Origin of the sequence: Amycolatopsis japonica (genome assembly GCF_000732925.1) — a bacterium.
Lineage (GTDB): Bacteria > Actinomycetota > Actinomycetes > Mycobacteriales > Pseudonocardiaceae > Amycolatopsis > Amycolatopsis japonica.
In genome coordinates, this window is record NZ_CP008953.1 from 4,359,442 (window position 1) to 4,378,155 (window position 18,714).

The 18,714-nt window shown below is 69.5% G+C and carries 22 protein-coding genes; 6 read left to right on the forward strand and 16 right to left on the reverse strand.

Annotated elements, in window-relative coordinates; genetic code table 11:
- Positions 1-108: 108 nt before the first annotated feature.
- Together AJAP_RS20310 and AJAP_RS20315 are read right to left on the reverse strand one after the other, a co-directional pair.
- Entirely contained in the window at positions 109-1,812 is a 1,704-nt protein-coding gene (locus tag AJAP_RS20310; RefSeq protein WP_038514084.1) for an AMP-binding protein, read from the reverse strand.
- Positions 1,813-1,852: 40 nt separating this feature from the next.
- Complete coding sequence (locus tag AJAP_RS20315) at positions 1,853-2,695, reverse strand: crotonase/enoyl-CoA hydratase family protein (protein WP_038514086.1); 843 nt, start codon at positions 2,693-2,695, stop codon at positions 1,853-1,855.
- Between the two features lie 128 nt (positions 2,696-2,823).
- On the opposite strand from AJAP_RS20315, the gene AJAP_RS20320 reads away from it, so the two are divergent.
- Together AJAP_RS20320 and AJAP_RS20325 are read left to right on the forward strand one after the other, a co-directional pair.
- Positions 2,824-3,711, forward strand: a complete 888-nt coding sequence (locus AJAP_RS20320) for an alpha/beta fold hydrolase (protein ID WP_038514088.1) — start codon at positions 2,824-2,826, stop codon at positions 3,709-3,711.
- Positions 3,701-4,264 (forward strand): GNAT family N-acetyltransferase, encoded by a 564-nt coding sequence (locus AJAP_RS20325; RefSeq protein ID WP_051972527.1) that lies wholly within the window; start codon positions 3,701-3,703, stop codon positions 4,262-4,264. The genes AJAP_RS20320 and AJAP_RS20325 overlap by 11 nt, the downstream gene beginning before the upstream one ends.
- Here the strand turns inward: AJAP_RS20325 and cobA are convergent.
- The 6 genes from cobA to rpmB all read right to left on the reverse strand — a co-directional run bounded on the left by cobA (position 4,252) and on the right by rpmB (position 6,948).
- A complete protein-coding gene (gene cobA / locus AJAP_RS20330; protein WP_038514093.1) occupies positions 4,252-5,469 on the reverse strand; it encodes a uroporphyrinogen-III C-methyltransferase in 1,218 nt (405 codons plus the stop codon). The two genes, AJAP_RS20325 and cobA, sit on opposite strands and share 13 nt — an antisense overlap.
- Before the next feature lie 54 nt (positions 5,470-5,523).
- Entirely contained in the window at positions 5,524-5,931 is a 408-nt protein-coding gene (locus tag AJAP_RS20335; RefSeq protein WP_038514095.1) for an ankyrin repeat domain-containing protein, read from the reverse strand.
- A gap of 63 nt (positions 5,932-5,994) precedes the next feature.
- Positions 5,995-6,243 carry a 30S ribosomal protein S18 gene (rpsR, locus tag AJAP_RS20340; RefSeq protein WP_038514098.1) on the reverse strand — a complete coding sequence of 83 codons (249 nt, stop codon included), beginning with the start codon at positions 6,241-6,243 and terminating at the stop codon, positions 5,995-5,997.
- The gene (rpsN, locus tag AJAP_RS20345) at positions 6,240-6,545 is read right to left on the reverse strand and encodes a 30S ribosomal protein S14 (protein WP_016334058.1); all 306 of its coding nucleotides are present in this window, start codon (positions 6,543-6,545) and stop codon (positions 6,240-6,242) included. The genes rpsR and rpsN overlap by 4 nt, the downstream gene beginning before the upstream one ends.
- On the reverse strand, positions 6,545-6,712 hold the full coding sequence (rpmG, locus tag AJAP_RS20350; protein WP_016334057.1) for a 50S ribosomal protein L33: 168 nt from the start codon (positions 6,710-6,712) through the stop codon (positions 6,545-6,547). Before rpmG ends, rpsN begins: the two co-directional genes overlap by 1 nt.
- The gene (gene rpmB, locus AJAP_RS20355) at positions 6,712-6,948 is read right to left on the reverse strand and encodes a 50S ribosomal protein L28 (RefSeq protein WP_005149951.1); all 237 of its coding nucleotides are present in this window, start codon (positions 6,946-6,948) and stop codon (positions 6,712-6,714) included. The genes rpmG and rpmB overlap by 1 nt, the downstream gene beginning before the upstream one ends.
- An 84-nt stretch (positions 6,949-7,032) precedes the next feature.
- Between rpmB and mrf the strand changes: the two genes are divergently transcribed.
- From mrf to AJAP_RS20375, 4 genes are read left to right on the forward strand one after another with little or no spacing between them, the layout of a single operon-like run.
- Positions 7,033-8,286, forward strand: a complete 1,254-nt coding sequence (gene mrf, locus AJAP_RS20360) for a ribosome hibernation factor-recruiting GTPase MRF (protein WP_038514102.1) — start codon at positions 7,033-7,035, stop codon at positions 8,284-8,286.
- On the forward strand, positions 8,283-8,540 hold the full coding sequence (locus AJAP_RS20365; RefSeq protein WP_034306403.1) for a type B 50S ribosomal protein L31: 258 nt from the start codon (positions 8,283-8,285) through the stop codon (positions 8,538-8,540). Before mrf ends, AJAP_RS20365 begins: the two co-directional genes overlap by 4 nt.
- Entirely contained in the window at positions 8,540-8,698 is a 159-nt protein-coding gene (gene rpmF, locus AJAP_RS20370; RefSeq protein ID WP_038514106.1) for a 50S ribosomal protein L32, read from the forward strand. The genes AJAP_RS20365 and rpmF overlap by 1 nt, the downstream gene beginning before the upstream one ends.
- On the forward strand, positions 8,695-9,768 hold the full coding sequence (locus tag AJAP_RS20375; RefSeq protein ID WP_038514108.1) for a GTP-binding protein: 1,074 nt from the start codon (positions 8,695-8,697) through the stop codon (positions 9,766-9,768). Before rpmF ends, AJAP_RS20375 begins: the two co-directional genes overlap by 4 nt.
- Positions 9,769-10,002: 234 nt before the next feature.
- Here the strand turns inward: AJAP_RS20375 and AJAP_RS20380 are convergent, their stop codons facing one another.
- The 8 genes from AJAP_RS20380 to AJAP_RS20415 form a co-directional block, all read right to left on the reverse strand.
- Positions 10,003-11,415: an AMP-binding protein gene (locus AJAP_RS20380; protein ID WP_038514110.1), complete on the reverse strand. Its 1,413-nt coding sequence runs from the start codon at positions 11,413-11,415 to the stop codon at positions 10,003-10,005.
- A 21-nt stretch (positions 11,416-11,436) separates the two neighbouring features.
- Positions 11,437-12,129 (reverse strand): DUF899 domain-containing protein, encoded by a 693-nt coding sequence (locus AJAP_RS20385; RefSeq protein ID WP_038514112.1) that lies wholly within the window; start codon positions 12,127-12,129, stop codon positions 11,437-11,439.
- 22 nt (positions 12,130-12,151) lie between these two features.
- Complete coding sequence (locus AJAP_RS20390) at positions 12,152-12,487, reverse strand: ArsR/SmtB family transcription factor (protein WP_038514115.1); 336 nt, start codon at positions 12,485-12,487, stop codon at positions 12,152-12,154.
- Positions 12,477-12,908, reverse strand: a complete 432-nt coding sequence (locus tag AJAP_RS20395; RefSeq protein ID WP_038514118.1) for an SRPBCC domain-containing protein — start codon at positions 12,906-12,908, stop codon at positions 12,477-12,479. The genes AJAP_RS20390 and AJAP_RS20395 overlap by 11 nt, the downstream gene beginning before the upstream one ends.
- A gap of 75 nt (positions 12,909-12,983) precedes the next feature.
- Entirely contained in the window at positions 12,984-14,384 is a 1,401-nt protein-coding gene (locus AJAP_RS20400) for a pyridoxal phosphate-dependent decarboxylase family protein (protein ID WP_038514120.1), read from the reverse strand.
- Positions 14,381-15,685 carry an MFS transporter gene (locus tag AJAP_RS20405; protein ID WP_038514123.1) on the reverse strand — a complete coding sequence of 435 codons (1,305 nt, stop codon included), beginning with the start codon at positions 15,683-15,685 and terminating at the stop codon, positions 14,381-14,383. Before AJAP_RS20405 ends, AJAP_RS20400 begins: the two co-directional genes overlap by 4 nt.
- A 34-nt stretch (positions 15,686-15,719) precedes the next feature.
- A complete protein-coding gene (locus AJAP_RS20410; RefSeq protein ID WP_038514126.1) occupies positions 15,720-16,679 on the reverse strand; it encodes a sphingomyelin phosphodiesterase in 960 nt (319 codons plus the stop codon).
- A gap of 17 nt (positions 16,680-16,696) precedes the next feature.
- The gene (locus AJAP_RS20415; RefSeq protein ID WP_038514129.1) at positions 16,697-18,712 is read right to left on the reverse strand and encodes a neutral/alkaline ceramidase; all 2,016 of its coding nucleotides are present in this window, start codon (positions 18,710-18,712) and stop codon (positions 16,697-16,699) included.
- Positions 18,713-18,714 lie beyond the last annotated feature (2 nt).

Below are 18,714 nucleotides of genomic sequence, written 5' to 3' on the forward strand. Positions count from 1 at the left end.
CGTGACTCGCGTGATCGGAGGCGGAACGCCCAGGATCACGCGAGTTCCGCCTTCAATCACGCGAGTTCCGTGTCCAATCACGCGAGTTCGGAGTTCGGGACCGGGCTGTCAGCCCTTCAGCTGGGGGAAGTCCTCTTCGCGGAACTCCCCCGCCGGGCGGCCGTCGGCTTCGTTTTCGCGTCCGCGCAGTTCGACGCGGCGGATCTTGCCGGAGATCGTCTTCGGCAGTTCGGTGAACTCCAGCCGCCGGATTCGCTTGTACGGGGCCAAATGTTCCCGGCAGAAGGCCAGGATGGACACCGCGGTGTCGGCCGTGGGCGCGTGCCCGTTCGCCAGGACGACGTAGGCCTTCGGCACCGCGAGCCGGATCGGGTCCGGCGCCGGGACGACCGCCGCTTCGGCGACCGCCTCGTGTTCCAGCAGGACACTTTCCAGTTCGAACGGCGAGATCCGGTAGTCCGACGCCTTGAAGACGTCGTCCGTCCGGCCCACGTAGGTGATGTAGCCGCGTTCGTCGATCGAACCGACGTCGCCGGTGTGGTAGAAGCCGTTCGCGAACGCCGCGGCGGAGCGTTCCTCGTCGTCGGCGTATCCGGCCATCAGTCCGACCGGCCGCTTGGCGAGGTCGAGGCAGATCTCGCCCTCCTGCGCGCGCTCCCCCGTCACAGGGTCCACGAGCGCCACGGTGAACCCGGGCAGCGGGCGGCCCATCGACCCCGGCACCACGTCCTGTCCGGGCGTGTTGGCGATCTGGACGCTGCTCTCCGTCTGCCCGAAACCGTCGCGAATCGTGACGCCCCAAGCCTTTTCGACCTGGTCGATCACTTCGGGGTTGAGCGGTTCGCCCGCGCCGACCACCTTGCTCGGCGGCGTCTTCAGCACGGTCAGATCCGCCTGGATCAGCATCCGCCACACCGTCGGCGGGGCGCAGAAACTGGTGATACCGCACCGTTCCATCTGCGCCATCAGCGAGACCGCGTCGAACCGCGCGTAGTTGTAGAGGAACACCGTCGCCTCGGCGTTCCACGGCGCGAAGACGTTGCTCCACGCGTGTTTCGCCCAGCCGGGCGAGGAGATGTTGAGGTGGACGTCGCCCGGTTCCAGGCCGATCCAGTACATTGTGGACAGATGGCCGACCGGGTACGAGACCTGCGTGTGCTGCACCAGTTTCGGCTTCGCGGTGGTCCCCGAGGTGAAGTACAGCAGCAGCGGGTCTTCCGCCGCCGTCGGTCCGTCGGGCGTGAAGGTGTCCGCTTCCTCGTAGGCGTCCACGAAGGACCGCCAGCCCTCGACCGGTTCACCGACGGCGATGCGCGTGTAGTCGCCCTCGACGTTCTCGAACTTGTGCGCGTCGACGGACCGGATCACGACGTGTTTCGCCGCGCCCCGCTCGACCCGGTCGGTGAGGTCCGCCGGGCCGAGCAGGGTCGAGGCCGGGATGATGACGGCGCCCAGTTTGATCGCGGCGAGGATCGTCTGCCACAGCTCGCCCTGGTTGCCCAGCATCAGGATCAGCCGGTCGCCACTCGCCACGCCGAGCGAGCGGAGCCAGTTCGCGACCTGATTGGACCTCCGCGCCATCTCCGGATAGGTCCAGCGGTTCTCGATGCCGTCCTCTTCGACGATCCACAACGCGTACCGGTCCTGATTGGCCGGATCGGCCGCGACGACGTCGAACCAGTCGAGCGCCCAGTTGAACTCGGCGGGCCGGGGCCAGGTGAAGTCCCGATAGGCGGTTTCGTAGTCCTCGCGATGGGCCTGCAGATAGTCCCGTGCCTCGCGGAACGTGCGGTATGCCTCCGAAGCGCTCACGATCGTCCTCCTGGTCCGCTGGTTGGGCCGCCGGTTCTTTCTACTCTCCCTTGAACTCGGGCGCGCGGCGCTCGAGGAAGGCCTGCACGGCCTCGCCCAGGTCCTTGCTGGGCAGGAAGGCCGCGTTCCAGGCCGAGACGTAACGCAGGCCGTCCGCGACCTGACGTTCGGTGTTGGCCGAGAGGACGTTCTTGGTGCCCTGTACGACCAGCGGCGGGTTCGTGGCGATCTCCGCCGCCAGCTTGCGCGCCTCGGCCAGCAGGGTGTCCTGATCCGCGTGGACGTCGTTGACGAGGCCGATCTTCTCCGCGCGGGCGGCGTCGATGTCCTTACCGGTCAGGGCCAGTTCGCGCAGGTGTCCCTCGCCGATGATCGGCGCGAGCCGCTGGAGGCTGCCGAGGTCGGCCACGATCGCGACCTTGACCTCGCGCACGCTGAACTTCGCGTCGGCGCTCGCCAGCCGGATGTCCGCGGCCGCGATCACGTCGACACCGCCACCGATGCACCAGCCGGAAATGGCCGCGATGACCGGTTTGCGGCATTCCGCGACCGAGGACACGCTCGCCTGGAGGGTGCGGACCTCGTCGAGGAACTTGGTGCGCGGGCCCGCGAGCGCGTCGCCGCCGAGCATTTCGCCCCAGCTGGGCATCATGGCGGGCAGGTCGAGCCCGTAGGAGAAGTGCTTGCCGCTCCCGGTCAGCACGACCGCCCTGACCTGGGGGTCCGCGTCGAGCGCGCGGAAGACGATCGGCAGCTCGCGCCAGAAATCGGGGCCCATCGCGTTGCCCTTGGACGGACCGAGCAGCGTCACTTCGGCGACGTGCCCGTCGATCTCCACCTTGAGCGAAACGAGATCGGGAAGACTGTCAGCTGTAGCGGTCATGGGGTCATCTTGACTCATGTGATTGACAGGCTGCCAACGGCCACTGTGCCCGGCCGCGCCTGAGATGCTTTCCTGGTACCAGCGAGTACTACCGGTGAGTACCGACGATCGACGAAGGACGGTGGGATATGAGCCCGGCCAGCAGCGCCACCGCGGTCGCCGACCTGCCCGCGCCGACGCCCGGACGGCGACGGGAACGATCCTCCCGGCCGATCGAGTTGTCGGGATCCTTCACCCATGAGGGTCACCGGCTCGCCTACACCGAGTTCGGCTCCGGCGACCGGGTGGTCGTGCTCACCCACGGCATCATGCTGACGAGGCGGATGCACGCCCCGCTCGCCCGCAGGCTGGCCCGTGCCGGATTCCGGGCGGTGACCCTCGACCTGCTCGGGCACGGCGATTCGGACCGGCCCACCGACTCCTGGCTGTACTCGATGCCCGCGTTCGCCGAGCAGACCGTCGCGCTGCTCGACCACCTGGAGATCGACGCCGCCGTCATCGGCGGGACGTCGCTGGGCGCCAACGTCGCGCTCGAAGTCGGCGTCGCCGCGCCGGAACGCGCGCTCGGCCTGGTCGTCGAGATGCCCGTGCTGGACAACGCGATCGTCGCCGGGCTGATCACGTTCGCGCCGCTGCTCATGGCCGCCCGGTTCCTGCCGGTGACCGTGCAGGGGGTGGCACTGGCGGCGAAACTCGTGCCGCACGGCAACCAGTGGGTCGACGTCGTCACCGACACGCTGTCCCAGCAGCCCGCGCCGATGGCCGCGCTCCTGCACGGCGTGCTCTTCGGCCGGATCGCGCCGCCCAAGTCGGTCCGGTGCAAGATCGAGACGCCGGCGCTGGTCATCGGGCACGAGCGCGACCCGATCCACCCCTTCGGCGACGCGGACACCCTGGCCGCGGACATGCCGGCGGCCGAGTTCGTCCAGGCCCGCAGCCCGGTCGAGCTGCGGTTCGATCCGACCCGCCTGACCGACACCATCGCCGACTTCTCCGCGCGCTGTCATGACCGTTGAGCCGGCCCCGACCCGGGACGTGGGCGCGGAAGAGCTGCGGACCGGGCGTCTGCGCCTGAGCCGTCCGGGCCCCGGCGACCTCGACGCGATCTTCGCCCTTCACACCGATCCCGAGGCCTGCGCGCACAACCCGTCGGATCTGCTGGAGACACGCAAAGACGCGGAGCTGCTGTTGCTCCGCTGGTCGCACCAGTGGGACCGGTACGGCTTCGGCTACTGGACGATCCGGCCCCACGACTCGGCCGAGACGCTGGGGTTCTGCGGGGTGAAGGTCGTCGGTTTCCGGCGCCGCCCGGTCCTGAACCTCTTCTACCGGCTGTTCCCCGCTTCCTGGGGTTCCGGGTACGCCGGTGAGGCCGCCACCGCGGCGGTGGACTGGGCCCGCGTCCACCGGCCGGACGACCTCGTGATCGCCCGCGTCCGGCCGGAGAACGTCGCGTCGCAGCGGGTGGCGCTCCGGGCCGGGCTGGTCCGCGCGGAGCACCTCGACACACCCGGCGACGACGGGGCCGACTGGTTCTACGTCTCGGACACCAGCCGCTACGAGGGCTGAGCCAGCCCCGCCACCGGGCCGAAGACGATCACCGCGGGCGGCCGCACCCCGGCCGCCGCCGCGTCCTCGACCACCTTGTCCAAAGTGGAGCGGAGCACCCGCTGCGTGCGCATGGTGCCGTCCTCGACGATCGCCACCGGCGTGTCACCCGGCCGACCGGCCTGGAGCGCCTTGGCGAACAACGGAAGCCGCTCGACACCCATCATCAGCACGATCGTGCCGCGCATCTTCGCCAGCTGATCCCAATCCACCAGCGACTTCTCGTCGTCCGGCGCGACGTGGCCGGACACCACGACGACCTCGTGCGCGACGCCGCGGTGGGTCACCGGGACGTCCGCCGCGGCGGGGACGGAGAACGCGCTCGTGATACCGGGGACCATGGTCACCGGGATACCCGCTTCGGCGCAGGCGAGGACTTCTTCGAAGCCGCGGCCGAACAGGTACGGGTCGCCGCCCTTGAGCCGCACGACGAACTTCCCCGCCTTGGCCCGCTCGATCAGGGTGGAGTTGATCACGTCCTGGCTCGCGGCGCGGCCGTACGGGATCTTCGCGGCGTCGACGATCTCGACGTGGGGCGCGAGCTCGTCGAGCAGTTCGCGCGGGGCCAGCCGGTCGGCGACGACGACGTCGGCCCTGGCGAGGAGACGGCGGCCGCGGACGGTGATCAGTTCCGGGTCTCCGGGGCCGCCACCCACGAGGGCGACGCCGGGGAGGTCGTCGTGGGCGTCCGGCACCCGGCCGTCGGCGACGGTACCGGCCCGGAGGCCGTCGAGGACGCTGTCCCGGACGGTGGCCGACCGCAGCGGCTCACCGCCGGAGAGCACGCCGACCAGGAGCCCGCCGTGCCTGCCGGAAGCCGGGGTGACCGCGCTGCCGAGGTCCCCGTCGTCGGCGCGGACGCAGAACACCCGCGCGCGTTCGGCCTCGGCACAGACGGCGGCGTTGACGTCGGGATCGTTCGTGCACGCCAGCGCGTACCAGGCGTCGGTGAGGTCGCCCTCGGTGTAGCGGCGTTCGTGCCAGACGATCTCGCCGGCGTCGGCCATGGCGCTCACCGACGGCGTGGTGTGCGGCGAGACCAGTTCGACCCGCGCGCCGGCGCTGATCAACCGTGGCAGGCGGCGCTGGGCGACCGTCCCGCCACCGATCATCACGACACGACGGCCGGCCAGGTCGAGGCCGGAGAGGTAATGCGGGTCATCCATGCGGGGCAGTGTAAGGATTCAGCGCCCCGGACCGCGATCCGAGTGAGAACCGCCTCAGCGCTCGAGCAGAGCCAGCAGCTCGGTGTTGCCGAACATCCGGGCCGCGTCGATCGCCGACGGCTCCCCCGCCGTCGCGTCCGCGCCGCCCTTGAGGAGCGCTTTCACGACCTCGGGCTCGTTCTTGAAGACCGCGCCGGCGAGCGGGCTCTGGCCGCGGTCGTTCTCCCGGTTCGGATCGGCGCCGCGCTCGATCAGCGCCGCGACGGTCTCCGCGTGACCGTGGTAGGCGGCGAGCATGACCAGCGTGTCGCCCCGGTCGTTGGTCAGGTTCGCCGAGACCCCCGCGTCGACGTACGCGGCGAGCTCGGCCGTCGCGCCCGAGCGGGCGAAGCCGAACACCTTGGCCCACAACTCCAGCAGTTCGGGATCGAATTCCTCGGCCTGTCCGGGGTTCTCCGTCATTGGGCCGATTCTTCCACAGCGACGCGGTCCGGGCGGCGCGTCGCACCGCCCGGACCGGCGGCGTCAGCGCCCCGCGTTGGGGTAGGGCAGCAACGCCATCTCGCGGGCGTTCTTGATCGCCGTGGCGACCTGTTTCTGCTGCTGGGGCGTCAGCCCGGTGACCCGGCGGGCGCGGATCTTGCCGCGGTCCGAGATGAACTTCCGCAGCAGGTCGGCGTCCTTCCAGTCCACCTCGGTGATCTTGTTGGCGTGCAACAGGTTCGTCTTGCGCTTGTACGGACGGTCGCGGTTCGGCTTGGCCATCGTGCTCACCAGCTCGACTTCGTGACGCCGGGCAGTTCGCCGTTGTGCGCCATCTGCCGCATCCGGACCCGCGAGAGCCCGAACTTCCGCAGGTAACCGCGCGGGCGGCCGTCCGCGGCGTCGCGATTGCGGATCCGGGTCGCACTGGCGTCGCGCGGCATCGCCTGCAGGGCCGACACGGCGGCGGCCTTCTCCTCCGGCGACGCGGAGGGCGAGGCGATGGTGGCCTTCAGCTCACGGCGCCGTTCGACGTAGCGGGCGGCGACGACCTTGCGCTGCTCGTTCTTGGCGATCTTCGACTTCTTGGCCATCAGCGCTCCTCCTTGAACTCGACGTGCTTGCGCGCGATCGGGTCGTATTTGCGCAGGACCATGCGGTCCGGGTCGTTCCGGCGGTTCTTCTTGGTGACGTAGGTGTAGCCGGTGCCGGCGGTCGAGCGGAGCTTGATGATCGGCCGGATGTCGGTGCTCTTGGCCATCAGAGCTTCACCCCTTTCGCGCGGAGCTCGGCCACGACGGCCTCGATCCCCCGCTTGTCGATGGTCTTCATGCCCTTCACCGAGACCCGCAGCCGGACCCAGCGCCCTTCACTCGGCACGAAGTACCGCTTGGCCTGCAGGTTCGGCTCCCAGCGCCGGGACGTGCGCCGATGCGAATGCGACACCTGCTTCCCGTAACCCGGTTTGCGGCCGGTGACCTGGCACACGGCGGACATATACCCTCCCAAGTTGATATCGGTTGTCGTTTTCATTTACTCTACACAGCCGAACCAGAACGCCCTCGACGCCCCGGAGCTTCAGTGACCGACAACCCCCGTGTGCCCCTCGTCCTGATCAGTGGCCTCGCACCGGGACCGAACGCCGACCTCGCCGAGCGGCTGCGCCTCGCCGAAGCCGGCACCGCCGTGGTGCACCACGACCTGAGGCAGATCCACTCCGGTGTGGTCCGGCGCCGGATCCGGCTCGGCGACCGCGATCAGCTGACGGTTCTCGAACTGGCGCACGGCTGTGTCTCGTGCACCTTGCGCGAAGACCTGTTGCCGTTGCTGCGCAAGCTCTCCCGGATGCCACAGGTGCGGCGGATCGTGGTGCGGCTCGACGAGGCGATGGAGCCCGAGCCGGTCAGCTGGGCTCTGCACAACGTCCTCGTCGGCGAGCGGCCGGTGATCGAGGACGTCGACCTGCGGGCCGTGCTGACGGTCGTCGACTGCGCGGGCTGGCTGGCCGACAGCACCGGCGACGACACACTGGCCGAACGCGACCTGCTGGCCAGCCCGGAGGACGAGCGCACCGTCGCACAGGTCGCGCTGTCCCAGGTCGAGTTCGCCGATCTGCTCGTCCTCGCCGGCGCGGCGACCGACGCCTGGTCCGCGGCGAAGGCCTCGGCCGTACTCGACCGGGTCGCGCCGTCGATCCCCCGCGTCGAACTGTCCTCTGTGGACGGGAAGACCGTGCTCGACGCCGTCCCCGCCGACGCCCGGCGCGGTGAGGTCACCGACATGCACGGGCCGCTGCTGCGCGGCCAGCCGCCGTTGCACACCGACTGCGGGATCGGGCTGCTCACCTTCACCTCGCAGCGCCCGTTCCACCCGGAGCGCCTCCACGACGCGATCGACGTCCTGCTCGACGGCGTCGTCCGCACCCGGGGACGGCTTTGGGTGGCGAGCCAGCCGGACATGGCGCTGTGGATCGAATCCGCGGGCGGCGGTCTCGGCGTCGGGCACGCCGGGCCTTGGCTCGCCGCCCCGGACGGCCCGGACTGGGCCGCCGTCTCCCCCGAACGACGCACCCTCGCGTCCCTGCGCTGGGACCCGCTCTTCGGCGACCGCGCACAGGAACTGGTCGTCGTCACCGATCAGGCCACCCCCGACGAGATCGAAGCCGCCCTCAACGGGGCGCTGCTGACCGAGGAGGAACTCGCCGCCGGTGAGCAGGAATGGCTCCGCTATCCGGATCCGTTCGGCGAGTGGCATGAAGAACCGTGCGAGGACACGGAAACCGACCCCGAGAAGCACGACGTGAACGCGTCGAACCGAAAGGACGAAACGCAGTGAAACCGGGAATCCACCCCGACTACCACCCTGTGGTGTTCAAGGACCTCTCCACCGGGGACGCCTTCCTGACCCGCTCCACCGCCACCTCCGAGCAGACCATCGAGTGGAGCGACGGCAACACCTACCCGCTGGTGAACGTCGAGATCAGCTCGTGGTCGCATCCGTTCTGGACCGGCAACCAGCGGATCATGGACAGCGCCGGCCAGGTCGAGAAGTTCCACCGCCGCTACGGCCGTCGCGGAGGGTCGAAGTAATGGCCGTCCCGAAGCGGAAGATGTCGCGCAGCAACACCCGGTCCCGTCGTTCGCAGTGGAAGGCGGCCGTGCCGGATCTGGTGCCGATCAAGGTGAACGGCGAAACGAAACTCGTGCCGCGCAAGCTGATGAAACACTTTCACCAGGGTGGGGCGTGACGACGCCCGTCACGGTGCTGTCCGGCTTCCTCGGCGCGGGCAAGACGACCGTGCTCAACCACGTCCTCGCCAACCGCGACGGGCTGCGGGTGGCGGTGATCGTGAACGACATGAGCGAGGTCAACATCGACGCCGCGCTGGTGCGGGACGGGAACAGCCTGTCCCGCACCGAGGAACGGCTCGTCGAGATGACCAACGGCTGCATCTGCTGCACCTTGCGCGACGACCTCCTGGAGGAGGTTTCGCGGCTGTGCGAGGACGGGCGGTTCGACTACCTGCTCATCGAATCGAGCGGGATCTCCGAGCCGATGCCGGTGGCGGCGACGTTCTCGTTCCTGGATTCCGCGCGGCTCGACACGATGGTGACCGTGGTCGACGCGGTGAACTTCGAGCGGGAACTGGCCGCCGGGGACGCGCTGACCGAACGCGGGCTGGACCAGTACGACGGGGACGAGCGGACGGTCAGCGACCTGCTGATGGACCAGATCGAGTTCGCGGACGTCCTCCTGCTGAACAAGGCGGACCTGGTCCCGGCCGGTTCGCTCGACCGGCTGACGGCGGTGTTGCGGCGGCTCAATCCGGCTGCCGAGGTCGTCGTCGCGACCCACGGTCGCGTCCCGCTCGACCGGGTGCTCGGCACCGGGCGCTACGACATCGAGCGGGCGCAGGAAGCACCCGGGTGGGTGGCGGAACTCAACGGTGATCACGTGCCGGAGACGGAGGAATACGGGATCTCCAGCGTCGTCTTCCGGGCCTCCGTGGCTTTCGATCCGGAACAGCTGTGGGACTTCGTCGAGCGGCTCGACACCGGGGAGTTCGGGACGGTCCTGCGGTCGAAGGGGTTCTTCTCGCTGGCGTCGCGGCCCGGGGTGACCGGGTTGTGGTCGCAGGCCGGTTCGGTGGCCCGGTTCGAGCCGCAGGGCGTCGAGGAGGCGCCGCGGCAGGAACTGGTGTTCATCGGTGTGGGGCTGGAGAAGGACGCGCTGCTGGACTCGCTTGAGGCCTGTCTGGCCGTCGGTTCGGGCGGCGTGGATCCGTTTCCGGAGTGGGAAGCGGTGCACGTCCACTGACTTGCCTGCGGCAAGTACGGTCCGTGAAGGCCTCCTTGAGGGACCCTGGGTCCCTCAAGGAGGCCTTCACGGACTCGGTAACGGGCACTTCCGCGACTTAGCGGCTCCTTCAACGTTGCGAACGCCACGGTTGCCTTACCCCTCAGGGGAACTGCCCTCGCCGCTCACTACGTATGAGGTCAGTGGTCGTCGTAGTGGTCCTGCGACGTTCTCACCCGACCGAGTTCCCCCGGCTCAGGCGATGCCGCGGCGGTGCCCGGCCCAGAACGGCGCCCGCAGCGCCCGCTTGTCGACCTTGCCGATCGCCGTCAACGGCAGCGCCTCGGCGAAGTCCACATCGGACGGTACGAAATGCTCCCGCCCGAAGAACTCCCTGGCCTGGACACGGACGTCTTCGGCCGACAGCGCTCCCGAAGCGACCGGCACCACCACGGCGTGGACCCGCTCACCCTCGCCGTCGTCGCCCGGAACACCGAAAACGGCCGCGGAACGGATCAGTGGATGCCGCGCGAGCGCGTTCTCGACCACCGTCGAATACACCTTGGTGCCGTGTTCGCCGGTGATGATGACGTCGTTCGCCCGGTCCAGCAGGTAGAGATACCCCTCGTCGTCGAACCGTCCGAGATCACCGGTCCGCAGCCAGCCGTCCCCGATCGGCGCCTGCCCGTGATAACCGTCCATCATGGACAGCCCGCGCACCAGGACCTCCCCGTCGTCGATCCGCGCCTCCATGCCGGGGACGATCCGGCCGACGGATTCGAGCCGGTCCGGCCGTCCGTCGAGTTCCGCCGCGGAGATGCTCGCGATCATCGGTGCCTCGGTGAGCCCGTATCCCTGCCCGACCACGGGCCCGAACACGTCGAGTGCCTGAGCCAGCCGCCGCGGCGGAAGCGGGGCGGCACCCAGCGACAGCCCGCGCACGCTGCCGACATCGGTCGAGGCCATGGCCGGATGGTCGAGCACCGCGGCCAGCCGCGCGGGCGTGAGGGACAACGTGGTGATCCTGTGTTCCGCGATCGCGTCCAGGACGGCGCCCGCGTCGAAGCCTCGCAGCAGCACCACGCTTTCCCGCCGCAGGATCGCCCCCAGCACGGTGGCGTTGCCGGTCATATGCGTCATCGGCGCGATCAGCAGGGTGCGTCCCGGCCCCGCCGGGTCCGGCGCGAAGATATGGGCCATCCCGTCGTAGATCCCGCTGTGCCGGATGAGTTTCGGCGTTCCGGTGGTGCCACCGGTGGGAAAGACGACGGTGACCGACCGCGGCAGCTCCGCCGGGTCGGCACCGTCACGGTCCACCAGTTCGTCGAGCGTGGTCACCCCGTCCGGCCAGTCCGCCGCGTGCTCGGCCACCAGGGTCGTGACCCCGGCCGCCTCGACCGCGGCGAGGCGATCCGGCGCACTCGCCGACGCGGCGACGAGCAGGACCGTCGAACCCCGCAGCTGGGCGGCGATCTGCAGGAGGACGGTTTCGGGCCGGTTACCGGCGTCGATGGCGACCACTCCGCCGTCCGGCAGTCCCGCGTACATCCGGCGTACCAGTTCGAGTGCCTGCCCGTAGGTGGTCTTCACGCCGTCCTGGATGAACAGCACCTCGGCTCCGCCCGAACGCAGCGCGTCCAGCACCCTGGTCAGAAACAGACTCTCCACCGGCCGGACCCTAACCCAGGCTCACGACCCCGAGCAGCACCCGCCACCGGACGACGCGGAATCCTCGTAAGCGTCGTGCCAGTTCCACCACTCGTACGGCGGCGTCTGCGGATGACCCTCCGGCGAGTCCTCCCATTCCTCCTGCCGCCCCAGCGCCGTGATGTCGAGGTAGCCCCAGGTGCCCCCCAGCGCCTCGTCGCCGCGACCGTTGACGAAGTACGTCCGGAACACCTGGTCACCCTCGCGGATGAAGGCGTTGGTGCCGTGCCACTCGCCGACGCCGAAGTCGACGTCGAAATCGCCGGTGATCGTGTACCACGGCATCGTCCAGCCCATCCGCGTCTTCAGCCGCGCGATATCCGGCTGGGTGCCACGTGAGGCGAAGGCGAGCGTGGTGTCACGGGCGTTCAGATGCGCGACGTGCGCGACCTGGTCGGCGACCAGCGAGCAGCCTTTGCAGGCGTGGTCGGGGAAACCCTCCACGCCGGGATCGAAGAACGCCCGGTAGACGATCAGCTGACGGCGTCCCTCGAACAGGTCGAGCAGGTTCACCGTCCCGGATGGGCCTTCGAACTCGTACGGTTTCTCGATCGCGAGCCACGGCATCCGCCGCCGCTCGGCCGCGAGCGCGTCGCGGGCGCGGGTCAGCTCCTTCTCCTTGACCAGCAACCGAAGACGCGCTTCTTCCCATTCCGCGGCGGACACTGTGTTCATCGCGCCGACTCCTCGGTGAAACTCATGCTGAACCCTCCAGATGGTCTTTCAGCGCCGCGAGCGGCCCGTCCCAATCGCGGGCGAGCGCGGCGAGGAACTGCTGGGCGACCTGCATCGGCGCCGAGTGCAGCCGGTACCGGACGCGACGCCGCTCCCCCTGCTCCGGGATCACGAGGCCGGCGTCGGTGAGCAGCGCGAGGTGCTTGGCGATGGCCTGCCGCGTGATCGGCAGCCGGTCCGCCAGGTCGGTCGCCGTGGCCGGGCCGCCCGAGGCGAGGACGGCGAGAATACTCCGCCTGCTCGAGTCGGCCAAGGCGACGAAGACCTGTTCGGCGATCGCTTCGTTGTCAGGCGGCATCGAGGTATTCGATCAGTTCGCCCAGCTCGGCCGCCCACCCCTTCGTGTTCCCTTCGAACGCGACCTGGTGGACGTCGTCCGGCAGCTGGGAAAAACCGGTCTCGACGACGGTGAGCCGCGTGCCTCCGCCGTTCGGGGCGAGGGTGAACTCGACGTAGGTGCGGCGAGGGTCGTCGTCGGGCAGGCCGTAGATGTTCCAGGTGAAGCCGAAGATCTCCGGCTCTTCCACACGCTCGACGCGCATGACCGCCTTGTGCCCCTCGTCCCATTTCATCTCGGCGTCGCCACCGGGCCGCAGGTCGATGCTGGCCTGGTTGCCGAACCAGGTGCCCAGCCCTTCGGCCGTGGTCAGCGCGGCCCAGACCTTCGCGGGCGGATGGGCGATCTCGACGGTGCGTTCGATCCGGTCGGGGAATCCCACGACAGCCTCCTCAAGTAGCAATCAATCGGTTGCTATAACTTTGTATAGCAACCGATTGATTGCGTCAAGGGAAGCTCAGGAAGCCGTGTACAACGCGCCGAGGAACTCGAGCAGCAGCCGCTCCCGCAGCGGACCGGGCGCCGTGGCCAGCAGGGCGTTGATCTCCGCCATCCGGGTGGGCAGGCCCGCGTCGCCGCCGAGGGCCGCCGCGGCGAGCAGTCCGGCGAACTGCTCCGGCGTGAGCGTGGCGGGATCCAGCGCGGCGACGAACTCGGCCACCTGTGGATCGACGACCACCGGTCCGGCCTCTCGGGCGGCCACGGCCGAAGCGCCGAGATCGGCGAGGAACTCCTTCTCACTCCCCCGGTTCGCGGCCGTGACCGTCAGGTGAAGGTTCGCGGGCGAGGACTCGTGGGCGAACTGCGGCTGGACGTACCAGCCGCGCTCGCGCATCTCGTCCGCGACGGTGAACAGGTCGAATCCGGCGCCGTCCGCCACGGTGAACGCGAGCAGGGTCGACACCGGATCGCCGAGGATCCGCAACCCGTCCAGCGCCTCGATCCCGGCGCGGATCTCCACGGCCGCTTCACGCGCCGCCGAAGCCAGTTCGCGGTAACCCTCTTCGCCGACATGCCGCACGACAGCCCACGCGGCGGCGAGCGGACCGCCGGACCGCGTGCTCTGCAGCGTGGTGTTCAGCATCGTGTAGCCGGGCCAGTCCGCACTGGCGAAATACTGCGAACGACGCAGCCCTGCGTCGGCGTGCAAGAGGACCGACACGCCTTTCGGGCAGTACGCGTACTTGTGCAGATCCACCGACACACTGGTGACGCCGGGGACGTCGAACCCGAACGGGCCGAGCCCCAGATACGGCAGCACCCAGCCGCCGATGCACGCGTCGACGTGGAACCGGACGCCGTCCAGCGACGCGGCGATCTCCGGGATCGGGTCGAGGACGCCGTGGGCGTACGACGGCGCGCTCGCGACCACGAGCACCGTGCTGTCGTCGACCGCCGCGGCCATCGCCTCGGGAACGGCGCGGAAGCTCACCGGATCGACCGGCACCGAAACCACGCGCACACCGAAGAAATGCGCGGCCTTGTGGAACGCGGCGTGCGCGGTCGTGGGCAGCACGATGCTCGGCGAGGACACGTCCGGGCGCGCGTCGCGGGCGGCCAGGACCGCGAGCATGCACGACTCCGTGCCACCCGACGTCACCGAGCCGACCGTGTCCGCCGTACCGCCCAGCAACCGGGCGGCCGTGCCGACGAGGTCGTTCTCCATCCGCAGCAGACTCGGGAACGCCGTCGGGTCGAGACCGTTGGCCGACGAGGCCAGCGCGTGCGCCGCCGCGCCGAGTTCGTCCACTTCGGACAGACCGCTGTCGTAGACGTACGCGAGCGTCCGGCCGCCGTGGGTCGGCAGGTCTCCCGCGCGCAGTTCCCGAAGCTCCTTCAGGACGTCCTCGGCGGTCACGACCGGCGCTCCAGCACCGACTTGCGCAGCAACGGGATGCCGAGCACGATCAGCACCGCCGGAAGGATCGACGCGCCGAGCAGGATCGCCGTGAGCGCGCTGTCCGGTTGCGCGGCCTTGGCGTCGAGACTGGACTGGTAGCCGCCGAACTGCAGCACCAGCCCCCAGAGCCCCGGCCCGAGCGCGAGCCCCAGCGTCTCGGACGCGGTCCAGACCCCGGCCGCGACCCCGGCCCTGGTCTCGCCGGTCCGCTCCTCCTCGTCGCTGATCAGGTCCGGCAGGATCGCCAGCGGGAACACCGAGATCCCGGCGTACCCGACGCCGCAAAAGGCGACGAACACCATCGTGACGGGGAACGGGAACACCTTCGCGCCGAGAAGACCGAGCAGCCCGATCCCGAATGCGGCCGTCGCGATCCGGAATCCGGCCAGTTTCCCGACGCTCGCCCCGAGCTTCGGCCACAGCGGCATGGTCAGCAGCGCCGGACCGACGAAGCCGACGAACAGGACCGTCGAGTAGCCGGAGCTGCCGAGGATCCGCTCGGCGAAGAACGGGATGGCGGCCAGCACCGTGCCGATGCCGAGCGCCTGGATGAAGTAGACGCCGAGCAGCCAGCGGAACGGCCGCCACTGCGCCAGCGTCCGGAGCAGCTCGCGCGGGCTCACCGTGTTCGGCCGCAGCGCGCCGACGGGAGCGTCCTTGAGCCCGAAGTACACGCCGAGCGTCGCGAGCAGGATGACCACGGCGATGAACAGGCCCATCACCCGGTAGCCGGCGACACCGCCGATCAGGTCGGTGATCGCGGGCGCGCCGCCACCGGACACCAGGATGGCGACCGCGAGGAAACCGATCCGGACGCTGGTCAGCTTCGTGCGCTCTTCGGCCGAGTCCGTCAGCTCGGCGGGCAGCGCGTTGAACGGCACCTGGAAGAAGGCGTACGCCGTGGCGCACAACAGGAACACGACGACGACGTAGATCGCGTCGGGCACAGGGCCACCGAAGCCGGGGTGCGCGAACAGGGCCGCGAAGAGAATCGCGACGCCGATGCCGCCGTAGAGCAGGAAACGGCGGCGGCTCCCGGTGCGGACCATGTCCGCGTCCGAGAGCCGTCCCGCGATCGGGTTGAAGAGCACGTCCCACGCTTTGGGAACGAAGACGATCAGGCCGGCCACGCCCGCCGCGACGCCCATCGTGTCGGTGAGGTACTTCAGGAGGAGCAGGCCGGGAACCGTGCCGAAGGCGCCGGTGACGAACGAGCCGAGCGAGTAGCGGTACCTCGTCCGTGCTGGCAGCGATGCCATGATCCTCCTCGAGGCGATTCTCCCGATGAAGGCCTCAGTATTGGATCTTGGCCACCACCGGGTAGTGGTCGGAGGGAATCGTGCCACCGTCGTAATGCACGAGCTGTACCGGGCCGACAGCGGCGAGTGGACGGCCGCCCGCGCGTACGGCGCCGACGTAGTCCAGCGAGTCGCGGTAGGTCGCCGGAACGGACTTCGCCGCATTGGGGTTCGTCGCCGCGTCGAAGGTGTACGCGCCTTCGCCCGTCGTGCGGAGAACGCCGTCGAGGAAGGCCTCACCTTGCTGAACCTGGGTCCGGCCGAGGGAATCCTTGCGCGCTTGCCCCGCCCAGTACTCGATGTTCAGGTCGCCCGCGATGACGACCGGCTCCCCGGCGGGGGCGTATTTCGTGACCAGGTCCCGGATCTCGCCGAGCTGGGCCATCCGGACGTCGTGCGCCTTCGGCAGCGTCTCCGGCCCCTCGTCGGCCTGCATGTGGGTGCCCGCGATCCAGACCGGCTTGCCGGCGACGACCAGACGGGCGAGCGCGGCGCCCTTGTTCGACAGGTAGTCCGCGGTGCCGGAGTAGGAATTGCGGAAGACCAGCTGGTGCTGTTCGGTCACCGGCGCCTTGCTCAGCACGGTGACCCCGCCGTTGACCACGATCGGGGAATTCGAGCAGTTGCCGTTCACCGTGGTCCAGCCCGGTGACGTGGAGCAGTACTGCCCGACGAGCGGGGTCTGATGCGGCCAGACGTCCTTCAGCCGGTTCCGCATTTCCTCCGCCTGGGCGCTGAAAGCCTCGTCCAGGACGACGACGTCGGCGTCGTTCGCGCGGATGACGGCCTCCGCCGCGCGGGCGCGCGCCTGCTTGTCCGCGGTGTTCGGGCTGGCGATCCAGGGCAGCTGCCAGATGTTGAACGCCATGACCTTCACCGTGACCGCCGCTTGGGCGGGGACGGCGGTTCCGGCGAGCAAGGCGGCGGCGATGGCGAGTACGGCGAGCTTCCGCACGAAGGACCCTTTCGGTGTCAGGAAACGACGAACGTCCGCGAAGTCCCGCTGAACGCGGAGATCGCCCCGTTCCAGCCGTTCTTCCAGTTGCCGAAGTGGACCACGCGATATTTGCCGATCGGGGCGTTCGCGGGGATCTTCCAGTGGACGACGGCTTTCGATTCGGCGACGAACGTCCGCGCCCAGTGGTATTTCGTGTCCCAGTCGCCGTCGTCGGCGTGGCGGACCCACTTGCCGTCGACCAGCCGCTGGATCTCCAGGAACGTGCCGCCGCGCCGGAGGTCGTTCTTCGGATGCCCGGTGACGAACTCGACCGCGACCTGCTCGCCGCGCGCGTAGGTGCTCTTCGCGTCGGCCAGGACGTCACCGAAGCTCTTGAACGCGGGCGGGCTGTCGAAGACCACGCCGGGCTGGAAGTTGATCAGCTTGCCGCGCAGATCCCGCGGCGTCGGACCGTGCGGAACCGAGGTCCCCGCCTTCATCGCGGCCGCCAGTTTGGCGAATTCCTGCTGGTACGCGGGAAGTGTGTAGCGGCCGTAGAGGGTCGACGCGCCTTCGTACTGCTGCGAGTCGTACTCCTCCGGAGTGGTGACGTACTGACTGTAGGCGTTGGAGTAGCCCTGGACGAGCACGTTCTCCAGCGGGACGCCGAGTTCGGCGGCGACGGTGCGGCGCAAGCGCAGCCCGGAGACGATGGTCAGTTCGGCCGGTACGGCCACGAGGTGCAGCTGCCCGATCCGGACGAGCTGCAGCGGCAGCACTTCCGGCGTCCACGGATACGGCTTCATCGCGCCGAACGGCACCGCGATCACCTTCGGCGCGTGCGCGTCGGCGAGTGCCTGCGGGATCGGCGCGTCGATGCCGCCGAGCCAGTCGATGAACGGGTTCTTCACCCCTTCCGGCAGCGGCAGACCGGGGCCGTCCTCGCGGCTGCCCGCCAGCATCGAGACGCCGATCGCGGCCGTGCAGGTGCGCTGCGGCCGCCCGTTCGGCGTGTACTTCGCGTCGACGGCCACGTCGGACATGTCCACGTAGCACATCCGGTGGTCGACGCCACCCGTCACGGTCTCGGCGGCGGCGTCGAAGGCGCTCTTCGCCGCGCGGAACTGGAGGTCGCCGATGGTGCGGGTGTTCTCGAACTCGGTTTCGGGCGTGCCGGGTTGGAGGTTCAGGTTCGGGCTCATGTCGCCGGTGTTGGTCTGCGGGAACGCGGCGACGAACCGCGGGTTCCCGTCGAGGTAGCGCACGCCGGCGTGGTCGTGCTCCCACTCGTAGGCGGCGTACCCCTTGTTGTCGCCGCTGATCAGGTGGTTGCCGTTGCTCATCGACGTCCCGTGCGTGGCGAACCAGCTGATCGCGCCGACGTCGACGCCGTTCTGGCTGAACCGCAGCACTGTGACGGCCGGGTCGATCGCCTGCGGGAAGTGGTCCTTGTCGGCCTGGGGGTTCAGGTCGAAGGCCTTGCGGGAGCGGTTGACGCTCGCCTTGGTGAGCTCGGCGCGGCCGAGCCGGATCGACCCGGGCGCGAGGTTCGCGTGCGCCCGGCTGATCGCCTCGAAGATCCCGTCGACGACGGCGTCGTAGACCTCCTGCTGGAAGCCGAGGATCGCCAGATCGTAAGCGGCGTAATGGGAATCCCCGCCGCAAGCGGAGTGGGTGTGCGTGGCGTTGAGCAGCACGTTCTGTTCGGTGTACAGGTCGCCGTACGCGGACTGGAGCTTGCGCAGCACGCCCTGGTGGACCGACTGGAACAGCGCGCCGAGGTCGGCGGTGACGAAGGCGATCCGCTTGGCTCCGTCGTCGACCACGAAGGCCCGCGCCCGGGTGCGGAGGTGGATGCCGGCGGTCTGCTGCTGCGGCATCGAGTAACCCATCATGCCGTTCTCGGCGGCCGGGCCGGTGACGTCGGAGATGCCGACGCCGACGCGGAAACCCTTCGACGGCGCCGCTTGCGCCTGCTGGGTGCCGAGCATGCTCGCCGCGACGGGCAACGCCGCCGCACCCGCGAGAACCCGCCTCCGGCTCACCGTCATGA

Bases quoted from the DNA above. Each gene is read 5' to 3' on its own strand.
- AJAP_RS20315 (WP_038514086.1), bottom strand. From the start codon at position 2,695: ATGACCGCTACAGCTGACAGTCTTCCCGATCTCGTTTCGCTCAAGGTG.
- AJAP_RS20320 (WP_038514088.1), top strand. From the start codon at position 2,824: ATGAGCCCGGCCAGCAGCGCCACCGCGGTCGCCGACCTGCCCGCGCCG.
- AJAP_RS20325 (WP_051972527.1), top strand. From the start codon at position 3,701: ATGACCGTTGAGCCGGCCCCGACCCGGGACGTGGGCGCGGAAGAGCTG.
- cobA (WP_038514093.1), bottom strand. From the start codon at position 5,469: ATGGATGACCCGCATTACCTCTCCGGCCTCGACCTGGCCGGCCGTCGT.
- AJAP_RS20335 (WP_038514095.1), bottom strand. From the start codon at position 5,931: ATGACGGAGAACCCCGGACAGGCCGAGGAATTCGATCCCGAACTGCTG.
- rpsN (WP_016334058.1), bottom strand. From the start codon at position 6,545: ATGGCCAAGAAGTCGAAGATCGCCAAGAACGAGCAGCGCAAGGTCGTC.
- rpmG (WP_016334057.1), bottom strand. From the start codon at position 6,712: ATGGCCAAGAGCACCGACATCCGGCCGATCATCAAGCTCCGCTCGACC.
- rpmB (WP_005149951.1), bottom strand. From the start codon at position 6,948: ATGTCCGCCGTGTGCCAGGTCACCGGCCGCAAACCGGGTTACGGGAAG.
- rpmF (WP_038514106.1), top strand. From the start codon at position 8,540: ATGGCCGTCCCGAAGCGGAAGATGTCGCGCAGCAACACCCGGTCCCGT.
- AJAP_RS20385 (WP_038514112.1), bottom strand. From the start codon at position 12,129: ATGAACACAGTGTCCGCCGCGGAATGGGAAGAAGCGCGTCTTCGGTTG.
- AJAP_RS20390 (WP_038514115.1), bottom strand. From the start codon at position 12,487: ATGCCGCCTGACAACGAAGCGATCGCCGAACAGGTCTTCGTCGCCTTG.
- AJAP_RS20405 (WP_038514123.1), bottom strand. From the start codon at position 15,685: ATGGCATCGCTGCCAGCACGGACGAGGTACCGCTACTCGCTCGGCTCG.
- AJAP_RS20415 (WP_038514129.1), bottom strand. From the start codon at position 18,712: ATGACGGTGAGCCGGAGGCGGGTTCTCGCGGGTGCGGCGGCGTTGCCC.